This is a genomic window from Paraburkholderia yinzeri, assembly GCF_046581065.1.
Lineage (GTDB): Bacteria > Pseudomonadota > Gammaproteobacteria > Burkholderiales > Burkholderiaceae > Paraburkholderia.
The window spans coordinates 2,019,404-2,039,083 of sequence record NZ_JBFOCJ010000002.1; the positions used below are offsets into that span (position 1 = coordinate 2,019,404).

The 19,680-nt window shown below is 65.2% G+C and carries 18 protein-coding genes; 11 read left to right on the forward strand and 7 right to left on the reverse strand.

The window, feature by feature from the left end; translation table 11 throughout:
• Positions 1–7: 7 nt before the first annotated feature.
• Entirely contained in the window at positions 8–613 is a 606-nt protein-coding gene (locus WJ542_RS26220; protein WP_411192372.1) for a DUF1007 family protein, read from the forward strand.
• Positions 607–1,776 carry a nickel/cobalt transporter gene (locus tag WJ542_RS26225; RefSeq protein ID WP_411192373.1) on the forward strand — a complete coding sequence of 390 codons (1,170 nt, stop codon included), beginning with the start codon at positions 607–609 and terminating at the stop codon, positions 1,774–1,776. Before WJ542_RS26220 ends, WJ542_RS26225 begins: the two co-directional genes overlap by 7 nt.
• 81 nt (positions 1,777–1,857) lie before the next feature.
• Here the strand turns inward: WJ542_RS26225 and WJ542_RS26230 are convergent, their stop codons facing one another.
• The 3 genes from WJ542_RS26230 to WJ542_RS26240 all read right to left on the reverse strand — a co-directional run bounded on the left by WJ542_RS26230 (position 1,858) and on the right by WJ542_RS26240 (position 4,850).
• A complete protein-coding gene (locus WJ542_RS26230; RefSeq protein ID WP_411192374.1) occupies positions 1,858–2,853 on the reverse strand; it encodes a sugar-binding protein in 996 nt (331 codons plus the stop codon).
• 205 nt (positions 2,854–3,058) lie between these two features.
• Positions 3,059–4,084, reverse strand: coding sequence for an ABC transporter permease (locus WJ542_RS26235; RefSeq protein ID WP_411192375.1), 1,026 nt, complete (start codon positions 4,082–4,084; stop codon positions 3,059–3,061).
• Between the two features lie 25 nt (positions 4,085–4,109).
• Positions 4,110–4,850, reverse strand: coding sequence for an ATP-binding cassette domain-containing protein (locus tag WJ542_RS26240; RefSeq protein ID WP_411192376.1), 741 nt, complete (start codon positions 4,848–4,850; stop codon positions 4,110–4,112).
• Positions 4,851–5,157: 307 nt separating this feature from the next.
• Between WJ542_RS26240 and WJ542_RS26245 the strand changes: the two genes are divergently transcribed.
• Positions 5,158–5,613, forward strand: a complete 456-nt coding sequence (locus WJ542_RS26245) for a MarR family winged helix-turn-helix transcriptional regulator (RefSeq protein ID WP_411192549.1) — start codon at positions 5,158–5,160, stop codon at positions 5,611–5,613.
• A gap of 9 nt (positions 5,614–5,622) precedes the next feature.
• On the opposite strand, the gene pal is transcribed toward WJ542_RS26245, so the two are convergent.
• A complete protein-coding gene (gene pal, locus WJ542_RS26250; RefSeq protein ID WP_411192377.1) occupies positions 5,623–6,144 on the reverse strand; it encodes a peptidoglycan-associated lipoprotein Pal in 522 nt (173 codons plus the stop codon).
• 362 nt (positions 6,145–6,506) lie between these two features.
• Here pal and WJ542_RS26255 point away from each other — a divergent pair, with 362 nt between their 5' ends.
• Positions 6,507–7,157, forward strand: a complete 651-nt coding sequence (locus WJ542_RS26255) for a hypothetical protein (protein WP_411192378.1) — start codon at positions 6,507–6,509, stop codon at positions 7,155–7,157.
• A gap of 1 nt (position 7,158) precedes the next feature.
• Here the strand turns inward: WJ542_RS26255 and WJ542_RS26260 are convergent, their stop codons facing one another.
• Together WJ542_RS26260 and WJ542_RS26265 are read right to left on the reverse strand one after the other, a co-directional pair.
• Positions 7,159–8,253, reverse strand: a complete 1,095-nt coding sequence (locus WJ542_RS26260) for an adenosine deaminase family protein (protein ID WP_411192379.1) — start codon at positions 8,251–8,253, stop codon at positions 7,159–7,161.
• A gap of 55 nt (positions 8,254–8,308) precedes the next feature.
• On the reverse strand, positions 8,309–9,736 hold the full coding sequence (locus tag WJ542_RS26265) for an NCS2 family permease (RefSeq protein ID WP_411192380.1): 1,428 nt from the start codon (positions 9,734–9,736) through the stop codon (positions 8,309–8,311).
• A gap of 67 nt (positions 9,737–9,803) precedes the next feature.
• On the opposite strand from WJ542_RS26265, the gene WJ542_RS26270 reads away from it, so the two are divergent.
• From WJ542_RS26270 to WJ542_RS26300, 7 genes are all read left to right on the forward strand, one after another.
• On the forward strand, positions 9,804–10,718 hold the full coding sequence (locus tag WJ542_RS26270; protein ID WP_411192381.1) for a LysR family transcriptional regulator: 915 nt from the start codon (positions 9,804–9,806) through the stop codon (positions 10,716–10,718).
• Positions 10,719–11,189: 471 nt separating this feature from the next.
• Positions 11,190–12,365 (forward strand): porin, encoded by a 1,176-nt coding sequence (locus WJ542_RS26275; RefSeq protein ID WP_411192382.1) that lies wholly within the window; start codon positions 11,190–11,192, stop codon positions 12,363–12,365.
• 292 nt (positions 12,366–12,657) lie between these two features.
• Complete coding sequence (locus WJ542_RS26280; RefSeq protein ID WP_411192383.1) at positions 12,658–13,845, forward strand: substrate-binding domain-containing protein; 1,188 nt, start codon at positions 12,658–12,660, stop codon at positions 13,843–13,845.
• Positions 13,842–14,615 carry an ABC transporter ATP-binding protein gene (locus WJ542_RS26285; protein ID WP_411192384.1) on the forward strand — a complete coding sequence of 258 codons (774 nt, stop codon included), beginning with the start codon at positions 13,842–13,844 and terminating at the stop codon, positions 14,613–14,615. The genes WJ542_RS26280 and WJ542_RS26285 overlap by 4 nt, the downstream gene beginning before the upstream one ends.
• A 14-nt stretch (positions 14,616–14,629) precedes the next feature.
• On the forward strand, positions 14,630–15,358 hold the full coding sequence (locus tag WJ542_RS26290; protein WP_411192385.1) for an ABC transporter ATP-binding protein: 729 nt from the start codon (positions 14,630–14,632) through the stop codon (positions 15,356–15,358).
• Between the two features lie 46 nt (positions 15,359–15,404).
• The gene (locus WJ542_RS26295; protein ID WP_411192386.1) at positions 15,405–16,442 is read left to right on the forward strand and encodes a branched-chain amino acid ABC transporter permease; all 1,038 of its coding nucleotides are present in this window, start codon (positions 15,405–15,407) and stop codon (positions 16,440–16,442) included.
• Between the two features lie 18 nt (positions 16,443–16,460).
• The gene (locus WJ542_RS26300; protein WP_411192387.1) at positions 16,461–17,534 is read left to right on the forward strand and encodes a branched-chain amino acid ABC transporter permease; all 1,074 of its coding nucleotides are present in this window, start codon (positions 16,461–16,463) and stop codon (positions 17,532–17,534) included.
• Positions 17,535–18,086: 552 nt separating this feature from the next.
• Here WJ542_RS26300 and WJ542_RS26305 read toward each other — a convergent pair.
• The gene (locus WJ542_RS26305) at positions 18,087–19,667 is read right to left on the reverse strand and encodes a carboxylesterase/lipase family protein (RefSeq protein WP_411192388.1); all 1,581 of its coding nucleotides are present in this window, start codon (positions 19,665–19,667) and stop codon (positions 18,087–18,089) included.
• Between the last annotated feature and the right edge of the window lie 13 nt (positions 19,668–19,680).

Here is a 19,680-nt window from a genome sequence, read left to right on the forward strand (position 1 = left end):
ACACCCGATGTCCCGCTACGATCGCCTTTCCGCCGCGTTGCTGCGAGGCTTGCTTTGGTGCCTGGTCTGGCCGGCAAGCCTTGCCTCGGCGCACCCGCACGTGTGGATCGCGTACACGGCGAGCATCCGGATGGAAAACACGTCGATCGTCGCGCTCGACGAAACCTGGCGCTTTACGGAAGGCTTTCCCGTGCAGCTCGCCGGTATCGATCAGTTGCCCGCGAACGGTCTGCTGAGTGCGGCGCAAACGCAGCAGTTTCACGATCAGGCGTTCGTCTCGCTGGCCCATGCGTTCTTTTTCACGCACCTTTTCGTCGACGGTAATCCTCAGACCTTCGGCGAGCCGACCGGCTTCAAGGTGTCGGTCGCGGACGGCAAGATCACGTACGCGTTCCGGCTACCGCTCGCCGCGCCCGTGGACATACGCGGCAAGCAGGTCGAGCTTGGCGTGTGGGACCCTTCGTACTATGTGGACTACGAAGCGCAGTCCGACGGCGCCGTGGCGTTCGCGCCCGGCGCGCCCGCGAGCTGTTCGGTGCATACGGTCGTCGACAAGGCGCACCCGATCTTCAACGGATTCGTCTTGCCGCATGCGAGTGCGTTGACATGCTAGCTCGCGGGCTCATGCGCTGCCGCCGCGCGTTCGCTTGCTGGTTCGCCGCGTGGTTGACGCTCGCGCTCGTCACGATGTGTGCCGGCGCGCAAGCCCAGACGGTGGACGTGTTCGGCCAGCCGGTGGCCGCATCGGGGGCCGCGGCAGCGGCTGCCGCAGCTTCCGCGCCGGCCAGCGTGGCCACGCCGCCGGCCTGGTGGATACGCGACATGCCGGATTTCGTCCGGACCGGCGTGGGCGCCTGGCTGCGCGTGCAGGCGGACTGGAACGCACGGATCGAGGGTTTCCTCGCGCAGTGGCCGCATGGCGCGTCGCTGGCCGCATGGGCGACGTTGATCGCCGTGTCGTTCGGTTATGGCGTCCTTCACGCGTTCGGCCCCGGTCATGGCAAGGTCGTGGTCGGAACGTGGCTGGCGTCTCGCCGCGCGCGCGTGGCGGATGCCGTGCTGCTGGGTAGCTGGACCGCTATCGTCCAGGCGCTCAGCGCGATCGGGCTCGTGCTCGGCGCCGCCGGGTTCGCGCACGCGGGCCTCATGAGCGTGATGCCGCGTGCGGCATCCATGGAAACCATCAGCTACCTGCTGCTTTGCGTCACGAGTGCCTGGGCGATCCGGTCGAGGCGGGCGCGCGATCAATGCTGCGAGGAACCGCCGGTAGTGAGGTTTCCGCGCGCCGCAGAGGAGGCAAGCGGCGGCCGGCCGGCCCAGGGCGCGTATCTGCGCGAACGTCTCGCGAGCGCGTCGCAAGCGGCTGGAGGCAAGACGAATTCCGCGTTCCGTGCGACAGCGGACGTTCGCTCGACGCCGAAGGCGCCGGCACGCTCGCGACTGAGGCAGATCGGTCCACTCGGGCTTGCCGCCGGCGTGCGGCCCTGCATCGGCGCCATCTTCGCGCTGGTCACGTCCATGGCGGTCGGGGCGCTCGTGGCCGGCGTCGTCGCGACGTTCGCGATGGCCGCGGGCGTGGCGACGACGGTCGTGCTGACGGGGCTCGGCAGCATCGGCGCGAATCGCACGCTGGCGCGCCTCGCACTGCGGCTGCGCCTGCGCCCGGCTCGTGTGGGACGCATCGTTTCGATCGGCGCGATTGTCGTGATCCTGCTGATCTCCGCGCTGCAACTCGCGCTGCTGCTCGGCGGAGTGACGACGGCGTCCTTGTCGTAGACCGCGGATCTTCGCCATGCCGTAAACGGAACGCGGCGGCCGGGTCAGGGCGCCCCGGCCGCCGCGTCGACTGCGGACTGATTAGTGCTTCAGGCAGGTATCCGCGTTCTTCCAGGTGCAGGTGTCGAGCCCGGTATGGATGAGCGGCTTCACCGTCTTGCCCTGGGCGAGGTCGCGCATGATCATCGCGGCCTGGTAGCCCATCTCCTCAGGCCGCTGACCCACGAGGATGTTGACCTTGTGGTCCTTCAGGGCCTGCAGCTCCGGTCCGAGCGTATCCGCCGAGACGATGACGAACTGGCCGCTCTTGATCTTGTCCATGATCGGCCCGACCACCTGCGAATAGGCTTCCGGCGCGAAGAGCGGCCAGCCGCCCTCCAGCACGAAGGCGTCGAGGCCGGTGGGATTCGCCGTGAGCGTGTCCTGCATCATCTGGTTCGCCTTGGCGGCGTCGTCGTTCACATAGAGCGGGCAGGCGCTGATTTCATGCCAGCCGTTCTCGCCCGCGAGCTTTTCGATCCCCTTCTTGCCGGAGAGCGCATCGCGCGTGCCCTGGGCGCGCTGGTTGATGTTCTCGGCCGCGGGATTGCCCATCACGAGGCAGATATTGCCGCCCTTCGGCATCAGCAACTTGAGCTGCTCGCCGAGCTTGAAGCCCAGCTCGTAGTTGTCGGTGCCGACATAGCTCTTGCGCAGCGAAGCATCCTTCGGCAGCAGGTCGGCGTCCGTCGTGATGACTGGGACCGAGCCGTTGTGGTGCCGCAGGACTTCCGCCACGGCCGGCGCGTTCGAGGGCGAAATCGCCATCGCCGCGACACCCTTGGTCAGCAGGTCGTCGATGATCTGCACTTCCGCGCTTTCGTCAGCCGCTGTCGCGGGTCCCGTGTAGTAGCAGTTGAACCCTTGCTTGTGGAGTTCCTTGTTCGCCCGTTCGCATCCCTGGCGCATGAGGTCGAAGTAGGGGTTGTCGAGCCCCTTCACCACCAGCGCCAGCGTTTTGTCTGCCGAGAAGGCGGGACTACTCAGCATTGCCAGCCCGCCGATTGCAGCAAGACACCACATCCATGCCTTTCTCATTGTCGCCTCCTGTGTTGCGCCGGGTCTACGGCGCCTGTGTCTCATCACACACCTCGTCAACATCGTATGAAAAGCCCGCTTTCACCTGCCTGCGCATCCGGGCTCACCCGCAGCATCGCGCGATGCGGCCGGATGGCGTCCGGTCGTCGCGCGCGGTGTCCTGCGTCCTCCGTACCCCGGCGCCGTTCGCGGCACCCGGATACCCTCAATTGCGTTGCCGGTCTCCGCTGAACCGGTTGAGCAGCACCGCGACGATGATGAAGCTGCCGACCACCGTGCCCTGCCAGAACGAATCGACGCCGAGCAGGATCAGGCTGTTGCGGATGACTTCGATGAGCGCCGCGCCCACGACCGTGCCGAAGGCGCTGCCGACGCCGCCCGCAAGATTGCTGCCGCCGATCACGGTCGCCGCGATGACGCGCAGTTCGTCGCCGGTGCCGAGGCCGGTCGTCACCGCGCCGAGCCAGCCGACTTCGAGGATGGCCGCGACGCCCGCCATGAGGCCGCCGAGCACGTAGACGGAACAGATGATGCGGCGCACCGGCACGCCCGCGAGGTTGGCCGCGTGGCGGTTGCCGCCGACGGCGAAGACGTAGCGGCCCCAGCGCGTCCAGCGGAAGGCGAACCAGAAGGCGACGGCGAGCACGACGAGGAACCACACGGGATTGGCGACGCCGAGGGTCTTGCCGCCGCCGAGCGCAAGCAGCTGGCTGCCGTCCGGCCCGAACTCGAAAATGGTGCGGCTGCGCGAGATCACGAGCGCGAGACTGCGGCCGATGCTCAGCATGCCGAGCGTGACGACGAAGGGCTGCATGTCGAGGTAAGCGATGAGCACGCCGTTCACGAGCCCGACAAGCCCGGCGGTCAACAGCGCCATGCCGATGCCGGCCCAGATGGGGTAGCCGGCGTTCATGACCACCGAGAGCACGATGCCGGAGACGCCGATCGTCGAACCGACGGAAATGTCGATGCCGCCCGTAATGATCACGGCCATCATGCCGAGCGCGACAATGGCGACGAAAGCGAAGTTGCGCGTTACGTTGAAGAGGTTTTGCGAGGTCGCGAAGCTCGACGTCACGAACGACAGTACGATGCAGCCGATGATGGTGGCGAGCACCACCCAGAATACCTGGCTCGCGACGAGCCCGCTCCACGGCGTATGGGTCTTCGTTGCCTGCGGGTCGTCGAGCAGTGTCGGCGTGGGGGTCGGCCTTCCAGGCGGCTCGTTCAATTCTTGGCTCCCGTGCATGTCCGGCTCAGGCGGCGGCGATGGCGCCGGTAATGAGGCCCGTCACTTCTTCCGGCGAGGACGCCTCCGTGCTCTTGTCCGCGACCTTGCGCCCGCGCCGCATGACGATCACGCGGTGGGCGACGGAGAAGACGTCGGGCATGCGGTGGCTGATCAGAATGACGGCGATGCCGTGATCGGACAGCCGCTTGATGAGTTCGAGCACCTCCGCCACCTGGCGCACGCTGATCGCGGCCGTCGGCTCGTCCATGATGACGAGGCGCGCTTCGGAAAGGCGCGTGCGGGCGATCGCCACCGCCTGCCGTTGGCCGCCCGACATCTGCCGCACGAGGTCGTGCGGGCGCGTTTCGGATTTGAGTTCCTTGAAGAGTTCGCCGGCGCGCCGGAACATGGTCGCGTGATCGAGCACGCGAAAAGGCCAGAACCCGATCCGCGGTTCGCGGCCGAGAAAGACATTGGCGGCTGCCGTGAGGTTGTCGCAGAGCGCGAGGTCCTGATAGACGACCTCGATCCCGCGGGCGCGCGCATCGATCGGTTTGCTGAAATGGACCGGCTTGCCGTCGATGAGCATTTCGCCATGCGAAGGCGGGAAGTTGCCGGCGATCACCTTGGCCAGCGTGGACTTTCCGGCTCCATTGTCGCCCATGAGCCCGACCACCTGGCCCGGCTCCAGACTGAGCGTCACGTCGGTCAGGGCGTGAATGGCGCCGAAGTACCTTGAAACGCCTCTGAGCTCCAATAGACTCATGGACTGTCGCGCTCGCTCCGATAGAGATCCGCCGCCCCCGCAGAGCGACGAGTAGATAGTCAAACTAAATGATTTTTAGAGCACGATCGCCATTTTTGCAAGGCCGTTTAGGCAGTCATTTTCATGGCCACTTTTACAGCCGGTTTATCGGGCGCACGGGAGGAAAGGGGCCTCGGATGGGCGTCATCCGAAGCGGACGCTCCATTACAATGGCCTTTTGAACGCCCTCCGCGCTACGCCTGTATTTTATGTCGCAAAGTGACCTTGTTTTCGCCCCGAGCCTTACTGCATCGAGAGGCCCATGCCTATGACGCGCCGCAAAACGACTGGAAAAGTGACGAAAGCGGATCTGCGGGAGCTTTCGGAGTTTCGCTATCGACTGCGTCGATTCTTGCGGTATTCGGAAGAAATCGTCCATGCCGAGGGCGTCACGCCGCTGCAATACATGCTGATGCTGCACACGCGTGCTTTCCCCGACCGCGACTGGGCCACGGTGGGCGAACTGGCGGAGCGTCTGCAGGCGTCCTCGCATGGGACCGTCGCGCTCGTCACGCGCTGCGAGGCGGCCGGGCTCGTCCGCCGGGTGCCGGGTTCGCATGACCGGCGGCAGGTTCAGGTGCACCTCACGCCGGAGGGCGAGCGTTGCCTCGCGAAACTGGCTGCACTGCACAAGTCGGAGGTTCAGGCCTTCGGCTGGGCGTTTCGCGAGGAACACGACGACCGGCGACGGCAATCCGCGGGCCAGGAGTCAGGCGGGTTCTGAGGGCTTGCGCTACGGCTGCGGTTGATAAACGAGGTCGGCGCGCCGGTTCTGGGCCCACGATGCTTCGTCGTGCCCGAGGGCGACGGGCTTTTCCTTCCCAAGGCTGACCGCTTCGATCTGCGAATCGGGCACGCCGAGCGTTTCGAGTTCATGCAGCACGGCCTGCGAGCGGCGCTCGCCGAGCGCAAGGTTGTACTCGTCCGAGCCGCGCTCGTCGGTGTTGCCCTGGATGAGCACGTGCTGGCCCGGATGGCGTCGCAGGTAGTCGGCGAGCGCGCGCAACAGCGGCTGGTAGTCGCCCTTCACCGTGTCGCTGTCGAAATCGAAATAGAGGTTGCGCTTCGCGAGCGGGCCGTTGGGATTGTTGAGCTCGTCGGTCGCTGCGGTCGCTGCCATCGGTTCGGAGACCGGTTGCGAGGCCGCTGGGTTCGTGTTTGCCGTGCCGGTGGCCTGGGGCGCCGATGCCGGGTGATGGCATCCGGCAAGGAGCGCGGCCAGCAGCATGGCGGCGCAGGATCGATGCAAATTCATTCGGTTTCCGGGAAAGAGGCCGGGCGCGGGCACCCCGGTCGCACGTTGCAGTCTAGCGAGCAATGGTACACGACGCCTCGGTAATTTCCCGCGCCGCGAAAGTCCGTGAATTTAAGTTTCGTTTAAGCCTGCCCGCCTAAATTGCCATACATGTCACGTCGTGATCGTTCTTTGCAATGGGCTTTCGATCATTGCAGGAAACGATGGCGCGTGACCGTTGTGCCTCAGCTTTGACGGACAGGACGTCCGGTTGCCGTTGGCAGCGACGGCGGCAACTTCCCCTCACCCAGCGTCGCCGCTGGGTTTTTTTTCGGGTGTTCGAGATGCGCCGGGAAGCCGAGGTAGAGGTCTACGGGGTCGAAATGAGTCTTGCAGACAAGGTGGAACGCCGCTTGCTGGGCACGGCACGCATTCTGTGTATCGTCGCGCTGGTCGCTGCTGTGATGGGCATGATCGCCGTTGTCTTCGCGCTTGCCGCGCCCGCAGGTACGGGTGTGATCGCCGACCCGCCCGTCGCGGCCAGCGACGTGCTGGGCACGATCCCGGGCACCGAGGCGGCCAACGACGCGTTGTCGAACGGCGCGGCGCCCACGCTCGACGTGGCGGGCGCCGCGGGCCTCGTGGTGCCGGCTGCGCTTCGCGCGGTGCTGAATCAGGACGACGCGAGCCAGACGGTGCTCGATGGCTGGCTGGGAAGCGTGCCGCCCCCGGACCGGCAGCCGTTCCTGGACGAACTTTCCGACGTGATCGCGCGCGCCAGCCAGCACGCGGCGACCTGGGAATGGGACGATCGGGAACGCTATGTGGCGGCGGCGATGAGCCAGTACGCGCATATGAAGATCGAGCGTGTTACGTTGGCCGCCAACGCCATCGAGGCCGAGAACAATCGAAGCGGGCAATTCCGGTCGTCGCTCGGAATACTGCTGGCGCTCGCGGGCTTTCTCACGGTGCTGATCCTGCTCATGGCGATCGAGCGCAATACGCGGTCCTTGCGCGGGCAGCGGCAGGGCTGAGTCAACGCAACGTAGCCGCGCCCGCATCGAACTCCCGCACCCAGCTCGCGCGCCAGCCATCGCGCGTGGCTTCATCGACCCACGCACCGTCGATGCCGTTGAGCATGAACGCGCGCAGATCGTCGATGCCGAAGCCGAAGTGGCTGAACATCAGTTCCCACGCCTCGCTGGGTGTGACCTTGTGCAGCGTCGGGTCGTCGGTATTCGGATGGATCTTGAGGCCGAGGCCCGGCATCCGGCGGATCGGATGGCGTTCCGCCCATTGGTCGGCGGGCAGCGTGCGCAGATACCAGGAGTTGGTCGGGACCACGGTGAACACGATTCCTGCTGCCGCATAACGCGTGGCCAGCGCGGGATTGTCCACGATCGTATAGCCGTGGTCCACGCGGTCCACCTTCAGCAGGTCCACGGCGGTCTCCACGTTGCGCCAGGGCATGCCGAATTCCCCCGCGTGCGCGGTGGTCCGGAACCCTGCTTCGCGCGCGTGACGATAAGCTTTCCAGAACAATTCGGGTGGCCGGTCGTTCTCGCGATAGTCGATGCCAAGCCCGGCCACCTCCTCGACGCGGTGCTGCTTCATCCATTCCACCAGCGCCACGGCTTCGTCCGGATCGGCTTCGCGGTCGATGCTCGGGATCAGCCGCGCCGAGATGGCGAAATCGCGCGCCGCGTCGCGAATCGCCATGACGATCGCGGCCTGCGCGTCGCCGTATGCAATCTTCGATACGCGCACGGTGCCGGTGGGGTTCCAAAAGAATTCGGCGTGACGCACGTTGTGCGCCGAGGCGTCCTCGAGATATTCGTAAGCAATGCGATGCAGGTCGTCGGGCTCGGCCAGCAGGTGTTCGTCGAGCGCGCGCAGGACGCGCAACACGCCAACCGGCTTCTCGCCGCGCGTGTAGAACGCGTCGATCTCCTCGCGCGTGATCGGCGCCCGACGCTTTTCGGCGAGATCGACAAAGGTCTGGTGGCGGACCGCGCCGAGCAGATGGCAATGCAGTTCGACTTTTGGAATCGCCCGGAAGAATGCCCGATGGGCCGGCGTCACCACGATGCCGGTGCGGGAGGCGGGTACGTTGCCTGGTGTCTCGTTCATGTTTTCTATGGTGTTGCGATCAGACGGATTTACTGCGCGGATTCACCGTGCGGCTTCAATGCGGCTTGACGACGGTCCAGAAATAGTAGCCGAGCGGAACGGCCAGCACGGCAAGGCCCCACGGCACCTCGCTCAGGCGCCCGGCGAGCAGTTTCACGAGCACGTAGACGAGGAGGCCGCCGGCAATGCCGGTGCCGAAGCTGTTGGACATCAGCGTGAGCAGCACCATGAACAGCACCGGCACGGCGTCGGTGAAATCGCTGAGCTGCGCGTGGCGGATCGTGCTGAACATCGAAAGGCCGATCAGGATCAGCGCGGGTGCGGTGGCTTCCTTCGGAATGCTTAGCGCCACCGGAACGAACAGGAGTGTCAGCGCGAACATCGCGGCGGCGGCGAGCGACGAGAGGCCGCTGCGGCCGCCCGCTTCGGCGCCCGCGGCCGATTCGACGAGCGCCGTCATCGCCGGAATGCCGAGCACGGGACCAAGCATCGCGGCGATGGAGTCGACGAGGAAGGGCCGGTTGATGTTCGGCAGGTTGCCGTGTTCATCGAGCAGATTGGCCTTGGCGCCGACGGCGAGCGTCGTGCCGAGCGTGGAGAAGAACTCGGCGGCGAAGAACGCGAACAGGTACGGCAAGGCGGCGATGGTCAGCGCGCTGCGAATGTCGAGCTTGAAGGATACCGGCATGATGTCGTGCGGCAGCGCGATCGGCGCAGCGGGCAGGTGCGTGACGCCGAGCGGCACCCCCACGGCCGCGGCAATCAGGATGGCCCAGAGTATCGCGCCCGGCACGCGGCGGCCCTGCAGCAGCACGGCGGCCGCGAGACCGGTCAACGCGACGAGCGTGCCCGGCCGCGAGAAGTCGCCGAGGGCGAGGGCATTGGTCTTCGCATTGGCGACGACCATGCCCGCATTGCGAAAGCCGAGCACGGCGATGAATAGGCCGATCGAAGCGCCGAGACTGAGCTTGATCTGCGCGGGGATCAGCCGCACCACGAGGCTGCGCGCGCCGAGCAGCGTGAGGACGAGAAAGAGGGCGCCGGAGACGAAGGCGATGCCAAGCCCGGTCTGCCAGGCGACGTGCTCCGTTGCCGCGAGCGTGACGCCGACGATCACCGATCCGCCGATACCCGGCCCCACCATGAACGGCAGATTGGTATAGAGCCCCATGAAAAGGGTGCCCGCGACGAACAGGATGATGGTCGAAGTCGTGGCCGCGCCGCGATCCATGCCGCCCGTCGCGAGCAGCGAGGGGATCACGACGAGCAGATAGGCGGCGGCAAGAAACGACGTGATGCCGGCGAGCGCCTCGATTCTCGGCGTCGTATTGCGCGCACGCAGGGCGAAATGCCGGTCCAGCCAGCCCGTAGTTGCGGTAGTTACGGTAGCCGCGGTGGTCGCGACGGCGCCGCGATCGCCGTCTGAGGGCGGCGCGCCGATTGCTCCCGGAGTTGCGGAATCGGCGGAAGAGTCCTTACTCATCGAACATTTTCTCCTCTTGAGGTTCAACCTTATACTGCTGCGCATCGCGTCTTTCCAGCGCCCCGCCATGTCCAGCCGCTCATCCCTGCTTCCCGCGCTCACGCTCAAACAGATCCAGTACTTCGTGGTGCTCGCGCATGCCGGCAGCTTCACGCAGGCCGCCCGCGAACTGGCGCTGACTCAGCCGGCCCTGACCGCGGCGATTCGCCAGATCGAGAACCTGCTGGGAGGCGCGCTGTTCGCCCGCTCGGCCCATCGCCTCACGCTGACCGATGCGGGCGCCAGCGTGCTTCCGCTCGCCGAACGCCTGCTCAATAGCGCGCGCGGCACGTTCGACGACATGGCCAGCACCTTCGCCGAACGCGCGCGAACCGTGCGCATCGGCCTGATTCCCTCGGTGGCCGGCCGCCTGATGCAGGCGCTGACGGCGCTCGGCGAACGGGAGCCGTCGCTGCGCTTCGTCGTGCAGGATCTGCCCAACAGCGCGTTGCTCGAAGCGATCCGCGAAGGGCGCGTCGATCTGGGTATTGGCGTGCACGAACCCGAAGTCGCGGACACCGACGCCGTGCTGCACTACCAGCCGCTCATCGAAGACGAGATCGTGGTGGTCACGCGGCGCGACGATCCGCTCGCGAAGCGCCGCACGGTGAACTGGAGCCGGCTGACCGATCGCCCGCTCGCGGTATTCGTGCGCGGCAGCGTGAGCGACGCGCTGCAACGTACCGGGATGGCCGAGAATTTGCGCCTGAGCGTCAGCTATCGCATGGAATACACCGAGTCGCTCTACGCACTCGTGCGCAACGGTCTTGCGCTTGCGGTGCTGCCCAGCCTCTACACGATGCATCTGCACGATCCGGAGCTCATCGCGATACGGCTCGACAAGCCGTGCGTCACGCGCTCCATTGCGCTTATTTCGCTGGCCGACGACGACCGGGGGCCGCATGTGCGCATCTGCAGGGAATGGATCGCCGCGAAGCTTTAACGCCATGTCCTCTCCGGTATGTCAGTGCCGCGCGGGCGGCTCGCCTTGCCTGCGCGCTGGAAACTGGCCACCACTATACGGATCCGCAGAATAAAAAATAATTTTGTTTTTTTATAGGATCGAAGATTGAATTTATGGCCACCGATTCGACGGGCGCAACGCCTGCGGGGGCCGCACACGACGCCGGCTAGAATAAATTGAATTTATAGACAGATAACAATAATAAGTTTTTGTTTTCTACGCGACCTGCATACACTGCGGGCAATCAAGCGGATGGCGGCCGTGAACGGGTTGACCCGCGCCGGCCCGCGCCGCTCACGTGACCGCATGACCCGCAAACAGGCAGACGATCCCTGCATCGCAACGGATTCATCAAGGACTCCTGCTTAAACGGCCGGCCATGAAATCCCGGAACGCGTGCAAGCCGATTCATTTCAAAGCTGTGCTCACACCAAAATGGGGATCCGTTCCATGAAAAAGTGGCTTCTTTTCGCTTCCGTACTGGGCGTGTCCGGCGCCGCGCATGCGCAAAGCAGCGTGACGCTCTATGGTCGCATCGATACGGGCCTGCAGTATCAGACCGGCATGCCGCAAGGCAACGCATTCACGATGGAAAGCGGAAACTGGGACGTGCCGCGTTTCGGCGTGAAAGGCTCGGAGGAGATTGGCGGCGGAACCAAGATCATCTTCACGCTGGAGGCCGGCTTCAATTCGCTGAACGGCCAGCTCGGCGGCACGCTGTTCAGCCGGCAGGCGATCGTCGGCGCGACCAATGACGCCTGGGGCACGTTCAAGGTCGGCAACATGGGCGAGTACGAACTTCAGCAGGACAGCTTCGAACTCGACCCGCAGTTGATGATGCTCTATGGCATCCAGACGCTGGTGCGTGGCCGCAACTGGTCGACGGCTTCGAACGGGTTCGAATATACGTCGCCGACGCTGGGCGGCCTGCGGGTGAAGGGGCAGTACGATCTGACCAATAGCGCCACATGGAACGCGGGCAATCCGGGCAGCGGCCCGGGGCAGCTTGGCGGTCCGCAGGGGCGCTCGGACGGCATCGAGTTTCTCTACGACATCGGCAGTGCGCGCCTGATGGCGATTTACGACGAGATTCGTGACAGCAATGGCCAGTTCGACAACGTCTACGTGAACTCGCGCTCGATCATGGCCGGCGGCACGTACACGATCGGCGGGGTGACGTTCTACGGCGGCTATCAGTTGCTCGACGCGCCGCAGGCGTCCAATGTCGGCTACTTCGGCGACGGCGCGCCGACCGCGCAGCCTTCGGGTACGTCGCTGCCAACCCAGGCCGAGCAGGAATGGCTTGGCGCACGCTGGAACGTGACGGCCTTTACGTCGTTCGGCGCGGCCGTCTATCACACGAACGCGAACCACGGCAACGGCAACGCCACGCTCTACACGTTGACGGCAACGTACGCGCTCTCGAAGCGCACCACGTTCTATTCGGAAGTGGCGACCGTGCGCAACAGCTCGACTTCCAATATCGGGCTGGGCGACGGCTATAGCGATCCCTATGGCGCGAACGAGGTCAACGACCCAGCGAGCGGCGCGGCGAACACCCGCACCGATCCGAATTTTGGCGGCTCACAAACGGGCGTGTTCGCGGGCATTCTGACGCGGTTCTGATCCGGGTCTGCCGCGCGCGGCGCGCAAGCAGCGCCGCCGCAGGCTAGCCGAAATCGTGCGGTTCTCCTATTGGTGGAAGTCACAAGTCTTCGACGGTGAGAGGAAAGTTGCGTCGGCACCGTTTGCCTTCGCGTGGCAACGCGTTTCCTCTCCACCTGGCGTTGCGTTTCGCGGTCTCGAGAACGTTGACGACAATGCATTCGTCGCCCATATTGTTGCGATTGCCGAACGCGCCGGTTTCGCGGCGCCTTGAATGCACAGAACGACAACAAACTCAACCCAGGAGACACAGATGCACGGCAGGCAACTGGCGGTATGCGCGCTGTTCGCGGTGGCGGGATTGGCGTCAGGCAGCGCGGGCGCCGCGACGGACATCACGATCGCACACGTCTACGACGACAGCGGCCCGCTGTCGGTATACGGCAAGCAAACCGACACGGGGCTCATGCTGGGCATCGAGTACGAGACGCAGGGCACGATGAGCGTGGACGGTCACAAGCTCGTCGTCATTCACAAGGATACCCAGGGAAAGCCCGATGTCGCCCGCGCGCAGCTCGAAGCGGCGTATAACGACGACCACGCCGACGTTGCCGTCGGGGCGACCGGCTCCGGCGAGGCGCTGGCGATGGAGCCGATCGCGCAGCAGTACCAGAAGGTCCTGCTCGTCGACTCGGCCGTGGCCGATTCGGTCACCGGCAAGAACTGGAACCGCTATGTGTTCCGCTCGGCGCGCAATTCCTCGCAGGACGCGATTGCGAATGCACGGGCGCTCGACCAGCCGGGCGTGGAAATCGCCACGCTGGCACAGGACTATGCGTTCGGGCGTGACGGCATCAAGGCCTTCAAGGGCGCGCTGAAGAACGCCAAGGTCGTGCACGAAGAGTACCTGCCGCTGAATACGACCGACTTCACGGCCGCGGCCCAACACCTGTTCGATTCGCTGAAGGATCAACCCGGCCGCAAGGTCATCTTCATTCTGTGGGCCGGGCAGGGCAATCCGTTCAAGATCGCCGATCTCGATCCGCAGCGCTACGGCATCCAGATCGCGACGGGCGGCAACATCCTGCCGGCGCTTGCTGCATACAAGCGTTTCCCGGGCATGGAAGGCGCAACGTATTACTACTACGGCATCCCGAAGAACAAGGCCAACGACTGGCTGGTCTCCACCTATGAAGCGCGCTACAAGGAACCGCCCGACTTCTTTACCGTCTGCGGCGTGGCGGCCGGCATCGCGCTCGTCGACGCGCTGAAGAAGACCGGCGGCGACCCGAATGCCGACAAGCTGATCGGCGCGATGGAAGGCATGTCGTTCGAGACGCCGAAGGGGGCGATGACGTTCCGCAAGCAGGACCACCAGGCCATGCAGTCCATGTATCACTTCAAGATCGCGGTCGATCCGAAGCTGACGTGGGCCGTGCCGGAGCTGGTCAACGAGATCAAGGCCTCCGACATGGACGTGCCCATCGAGAACCATCAGTGAGCACGCCCGGGAGCACACCCGGCAGGACGCTCGAAACGCGCGAACTGACGATCCGCTTTGGCGGCCATGTGGCCGTCAATGCGGTGTCGTGCACGTTCCGGGCGGGCGAACTGACGTGCATCGTCGGCCCCAACGGGGCCGGCAAGACGACCTTTTTCAACCTGATCTCGGGGCAGTTGCCGCCGAGCGCCGGCCACGTGCTGCTTGACGGTCAAGACGTCACGCGCCTCCCGGTGCCGGCGAAGACGCGACGCGGCATCGGCCGCGCCTTTCAGCTCACCAACCTGTTTCCGCGCCTCTCAGTGTTCGAGAACGTGCGGCTCGCCGTGCAGGCGCGCCGGCACAAGGCGTTCGATCTGCTCTCGGTGTGGAGTGCGCATCGCGCGCTGCGCGAGCAGGCCGAAGCCTGCCTCGAGCGGGTGGCGCTGGCGGAAAAGCGGCATCTCCCGGCGGCTTCGCTGCCGCATGGCGATCAGCGCAAGCTGGAGGTGGCGATGATGCTCGCGCTCGAACCCCGCGTCTTCATGTTCGACGAACCCACGGCCGGCATGAGCGTCGACGAGGTGCCGGTGATCCTCGACCTGATTCACGAAATCAAGCGCGACAGCAGCAAGATCGTGCTGCTCGTCGAGCACAAGATGGACGTGGTGCGTTCGCTCGCCGACCGCATTATCGTGCTGCACAACGGCACGCTCGTGGCCGACGGCGATCCGGCCGAGGCGATGGCCTCGCCGATCGTGCAGCAGGCCTATCTGGGCGTCGCGTCCTGACCCGAAGGCCTGCCATGACCGAGAACCCCATCCTGAGGCTGCATGACGTCGAGACCCACATCGGCCCGTATCACATCCTGCACGGCGTGAGCTTCGAGGTGCCGCGCGGCGGCGTGACGATGCTGCTGGGCCGCAACGGCGCCGGCAAGACCACGACGCTGCGCACCATCATGGGCATGTGGCGGCCGAGCGCGGGCACCATCGAGTTCGACGGCGTACCGATCGCGAAACAGCGCACGGCGGATATCGCGCGTGCCGGCATTGCCTATGTGCCCGAAAACATGGGCGTGTTCGCGGACCTGACCGTTGCCGAGAACATGCGGCTCGCGGCGCGCAGCGGCGATCTGGACTCCGAACGGCTCGACTGGGTGTTCCGCATGTTTCCGGCGCTCAAGACGTTCTGGCGCCAGCGCGCGGGCGTGCTGTCGGGCGGCCAGAAGCAGATGCTCTCGGTGGCGCGCGCCATCATCGAGCCGCGCCAGTTGCTGATCGTCGACGAACCGACCAAGGGGCTCGCGCCCGCGATCATCCAGAACATGATCGAAGTGTTCCTCGAACTGCGGCAGACCGCGATCTCGATCCTGCTGGTCGAACAGAACTTCCATATGGCGCGCTCGGTGGGCGACACGGTCGCGGTGATGGACGACGGGCGCGTCGTTCATCGCGGAACGATGGCCGGCCTTGCCGCGGACGAAGCGCTGCAGCAACGTTTGTTGGGATTGTCGCTCGCGGCGCACCAGTGATCCGCGGTGAGCCGCTGCGATCCGGATAAAGAGGAGACCCAAACACGTGAGCACCGTTACCCCGAAGTCTCAGGCAGGCGCAGCGGCTGCGCCTGCTGCCTTGCCCCAAGCGCGGCTCGACTGGATCCCGCTCGCGCTGGTGCCGCTCGTGATCGTGCTCGCGTACCCGCTCGTCGGCAGCGGATCGACCTGGTTCACGCTGAGCGTGGCGGGACTGGCGATGGGCATGATCATCTTCGTCGTCGCGTCGGGCCTGACACTCGTGTTCGGCCTCATGGACGTCCTCAACTTCGGCCATGGGGCTTTCGTGGCGCTCGGGGCCTATGTGGGCGCATCGGTCATGCTGCCGCTGGCCGCATGGAGCTCCGCGGACAGCATGGGCCTGAATCTCGGCGTGCTCGGTCTCGCGGCCTTCGCCGCGATGGCGGCGGGGGCCGCCATCGGTTTCGTGTTCGAGCGCCTGGCCGTGCGGCCGGTCTACGGCCAGCACCTCAAGCAGATCCTCGTCACGATGGGCGGCATGATCGTTGCGCAGGAAGCGATCAAGGTGATCTGGGGCGGCCAGGACATTGCGCTGGCGGTGCCGGCTCACCTCGAAGGCGCTGTCCTGCTGGGCGGCGCGGCGATCGAGAAGTATCGTCTGCTCGCCATGGCGCTGGGACTGGCCGTGTTCGTGGCGATGCTGCTCGTGCTGAGCCGCACGCGCATCGGCTTGCTGATCCGCGCCGGCGTGGAAAGCCGCGAAATGGTCGAAGCGCTCGGCTACCGGATCAATCGCGTGTTCATCGGCGTATTCGTGGTTGGCGCGGCGCTCGCCGGACTCGGCGGCGCGCTCTGGGGACTCTACCAGCAGAACGTTTCGGTCACGATCGGCGCCCAGCTCAACGTGCTGATCTTCATGGTCGTCATTATCGGCGGGCTCGGCTCGACCACCGGCTGTTTCATCGGCGCCTTGCTGATCGGGCTGATGGAAAACTACACGAGCTTCCTCTTCCCCCAGGTGGCGATGTTCTCCGATATCGCCCTGATGATGCTGGTCCTGCTCTGGCGCCCGCAGGGGCTCTATCCCGTGGCCCGGCGCTGAATGCGGAGCGTAACGTTGATGAATCGACTGCTTTCTGCCGACCTGCCCGGCAGCCGCACGCTCTCCGGTCTCGTGGCGGCGCTGCTGTTTGCGCTGGCCTTTGCGCCGTTTCTGTTCACGGGCGCGCGCGCCATCGACACTGCGGCGAAGATCTGCATCTTCGTCGTGCTCGCGGCGAGCTACGATCTGTTGCTCGGCTACACCGGCATTGTTTCGTTCGCCCACACGATGTTCTTCGGCATCGGCAGCTATGGGGTGGCGATTGCGATGTCGCGCTTCGAGCCCGGTTGGGCGTCGCTCCTCCTTGGCACGTGCGCCGCGCTTGCCGTCTCCCTGGTGCTGGCGGCGCTGATCGGGGTGTTTTCGCTGCGGGTGCGCGCGATCTTCTTCGCGATGATCACGCTCGCGGTGGCCACGGCTTTTGGCGGGCTGGTCTCGCGCCTGTCCGACTGGACCGGCGGCGAGGATGGTCTGACCTTCAGCGTGCCGAGGTGGCTCAGCCCAGCCTTCTCGCTCGGCGAGCGGCGCTGGTTCGGCGTGCATCCCGATGGCCGGCTGCTTGCGTATTACTTCGTCTTTGCCATCGCGCTGGTGCTGTTCCTCGTGTTGCTGCGCATCGTCAATTCGCCGTTCGGGCGCGTTCTGCAGGCGATACGTGAAAACGCGTTCCGCGCCGAGGCGATCGGCTACCGCACCTTCGTCTATCGCACCGTCGCCACCGTGCTCTCGGCCCTGTTCGCCACGCTGGCCGGAGCCCTGATGGCGCTCTGGCTCGGCTATAACGGTCCCGACACGTCGCTATCGCTCAACGTCATGGTCAATATCCTGCTCATGGTGGTGATAGGCGGGATGGGCACACTGTATGGCGCGGCCGTCGGTGCAGCGTTGTTCGTCGTCACGCAGACCTATCTGCAAGACCTGATGCGCTTCGCCAGCCACGCCGTATCGGCAGTGCCGGTCCTGTCGCGCCTCTTCGATCCGGAGCGCTGGCTTTTGTGGCTCGGGTTGCTGTTCATTCTCTGCGTTTATTACTTTCCACAGGGTATCGTAGGGCGCTTGCGCGAGACCCGTCGCCGGTCGGGTGGCGCATAGTCCGTATCCGTAGCATATCGACGGCCCGCTCTCGACTCATCAGACGCTCGACGAGATGGGAGCCGATCCGCTGTACGCGCCGGCATTGAGCCAGGACGCCTCCAGGGCGGTCCGGCACCGCGTGCTATAGTGCGTGGACCCTCCACCGCCAGATCAATGCCCATGACCTGCGACGCGTGCACCGGAATGCAGGAGAGTCCAGATCCGACCGGCCATGACGGGCTGGTCGAGACGCGCAACCCGGTGCGCATGCGCCGGCTTCGGCGGCCCGCCATCATGGTGCGGTATTACCGGTGCGGCCACTGCGGCACCCGTTGGCTATCTGAAAGTGATCCGATTTGTCCCAGTAAGGTGGAGTGGGTCTGCCTGCATTACTCCTCCAACGTTCTCTTTCCCGTGTCGGCTTTGGATCCGGGCGCAGCCGGCGGTGTCCCTGTGCTGAAGCCTGACCCCACAGCGGGTAGCTCGACGGCGTCGAACACGTCGCCGCAGCACAAGTTCAGCTAACGGCTTGCCGGGCAATGCCCAATTTCGGGGCAACCCAGGGTCCATTCAGGGCCAACTGCGCGTAACCAGACCGGCGTCCTCGGCTGCGGGGCAATGATGACGGCTCGCAAAATCGGCTGTGACCCCGCCGGAAGTCGAGAGCCTGCGAATCAGCGGACGGCTGGCCGCAAACTGCGGCCACCTGGGCAGACCGGAACCATTGGGATTGCCATCGCGTACGAAATTGATCCAGTACGCGCGCATCTGCCGCCCGAGCATCGCGTCCTTGCCCTGCAGCGGGCCATTGGCATTGTCGAACAGATAGCCCAGATCGGTGGTGTGGTACGACGTGTTTGCCAGCGACCAGGTTTTGCGCGGCTGCTGCTGAGGCGGATCCGGCTGGTCGAGTTCGTAGCCGAATACCGTTGTGTAGCGGGACATGTCTTGACGCGCCATGTCGATATAGCAGGAAAATCGCAGATCGCCCACGGCATCGCCCAGCGCGGCAGCCGGCGATGCCGACTTGTCGAGCGGATAAAGCGTCTCTGCTGCTTTGGCGAGCGGCCCGAAGGTGGATTCCAGGCCTGCTGCGTAGTCTTTGGCGTTGAGCTTGCGGTTCAACTGCGCTTCCTGTCCTGAGGCGAACAGGTAGTCTTCATGCAGATTGGTGCCCACAAGCACAGGCATCCGGTTGAACGTTCCTTGCTGGAACGCGGCATAGGGATCGACTGGCAGCAGTTCAGGATCCTGTACCAGATGCATCTTGCGCCAGCCCTTGAGAATCGAGGTGACCGGCAGGGCCCGCAGGCAGGTGGCCTGCTCTGCGCCAGCAGGACACCCCAGGTCGCTCGCGAGCTTTTCGCCCGCAGCGTAGGCCGTCTTTCGCGAATTGACGTGAGCGTCATCGACGCCGCTCTGGACGATCGCACGCTGGAACAACCCTTTCGCCCGGGGCGACGCGAGCAGCGCCAACGCCGAATTCGCACCTGCGGATTCGCCGGCCACCGTGACCCGTGCCGGATCGCCGCCGAACGCGGCGATGTTTCGCTGCACCCATCGCAATGCGGCCAGCTGATCGCGAATCAGCTCGTTGCCGGATAGCGCGTTGCCGCTGTCCAGCGAAGGTAGCGCCAACAGGCCCAATGGACCGAGCCGGTAATCGATGCTGACCACGACAATGCCGCCTTCGTGCACCAACGCCGAAGGATCGTACTGGCTGGCGCTCGCATAGCCTTCCTGCCAGCCTCCGCCGTGAATCCACACCAGCACGGGGCGCGGCGTGTCGTGTGCGGCCGGCGCGAAGACATTAAGGTAGAGGCAGTCTTCGTTGTCGCTCGCCCGTCCGGCGGGGTCTCCGGAGGCGGGTTGCGCACAGGCCGGCGCGTCATGGGTGGCGTCGCGCACGCCTTGCCAGGACGGTACCGGCCGAGGAGGCGCAAAGCGCAATGGGCCCACGGGCGCTGCAGCATAAGGAATGGCCTTGAAAACGGCCATGCCGCTTTCCGCGCTTCCGCGCAGCGTGCCGTCGGCAATCGCGACTTCCACTGGGTCGGCGGCAAAGGCCGATGCGGCGAGGGAACCGGCAACGCACAGGACGAGGGCAGCGCGAAGGCCCGCGGCGCGGGCCCTGTCGAATGTTGTGGACATGATCAGGATTGCT

Coding starts and splice junctions, on each gene's coding strand:
- WJ542_RS26220 (WP_411192372.1), top strand. CDS start 8: ATGTCCCGCTACGATCGCCTTTCCGCCGCGTTGCTGCGAGGCTTGCTT.
- WJ542_RS26265 (WP_411192380.1), bottom strand. CDS start 9,736: ATGAGTAAGGACTCTTCCGCCGATTCCGCAACTCCGGGAGCAATCGGC.
- WJ542_RS26255 (WP_411192378.1), top strand. CDS start 6,507: ATGAGTCTTGCAGACAAGGTGGAACGCCGCTTGCTGGGCACGGCACGC.
- WJ542_RS26275 (WP_411192382.1), top strand. CDS start 11,190: ATGAAAAAGTGGCTTCTTTTCGCTTCCGTACTGGGCGTGTCCGGCGCC.
- WJ542_RS26290 (WP_411192385.1), top strand. CDS start 14,630: ATGACCGAGAACCCCATCCTGAGGCTGCATGACGTCGAGACCCACATC.
- WJ542_RS26245 (WP_411192549.1), top strand. CDS start 5,158: ATGACGCGCCGCAAAACGACTGGAAAAGTGACGAAAGCGGATCTGCGG.
- WJ542_RS26300 (WP_411192387.1), top strand. CDS start 16,461: ATGAATCGACTGCTTTCTGCCGACCTGCCCGGCAGCCGCACGCTCTCC.
- WJ542_RS26225 (WP_411192373.1), top strand. CDS start 607: ATGCTAGCTCGCGGGCTCATGCGCTGCCGCCGCGCGTTCGCTTGCTGG.
- WJ542_RS26260 (WP_411192379.1), bottom strand. CDS start 8,253: ATGAACGAGACACCAGGCAACGTACCCGCCTCCCGCACCGGCATCGTG.
- WJ542_RS26230 (WP_411192374.1), bottom strand. CDS start 2,853: ATGAGAAAGGCATGGATGTGGTGTCTTGCTGCAATCGGCGGGCTGGCA.
- WJ542_RS26280 (WP_411192383.1), top strand. CDS start 12,658: ATGCACGGCAGGCAACTGGCGGTATGCGCGCTGTTCGCGGTGGCGGGA.
- pal (WP_411192377.1), bottom strand. CDS start 6,144: ATGAATTTGCATCGATCCTGCGCCGCCATGCTGCTGGCCGCGCTCCTT.
- WJ542_RS26270 (WP_411192381.1), top strand. CDS start 9,804: ATGTCCAGCCGCTCATCCCTGCTTCCCGCGCTCACGCTCAAACAGATC.
- WJ542_RS26240 (WP_411192376.1), bottom strand. CDS start 4,850: ATGAGTCTATTGGAGCTCAGAGGCGTTTCAAGGTACTTCGGCGCCATT.
- WJ542_RS26305 (WP_411192388.1), bottom strand. CDS start 19,667: ATGTCCACAACATTCGACAGGGCCCGCGCCGCGGGCCTTCGCGCTGCC.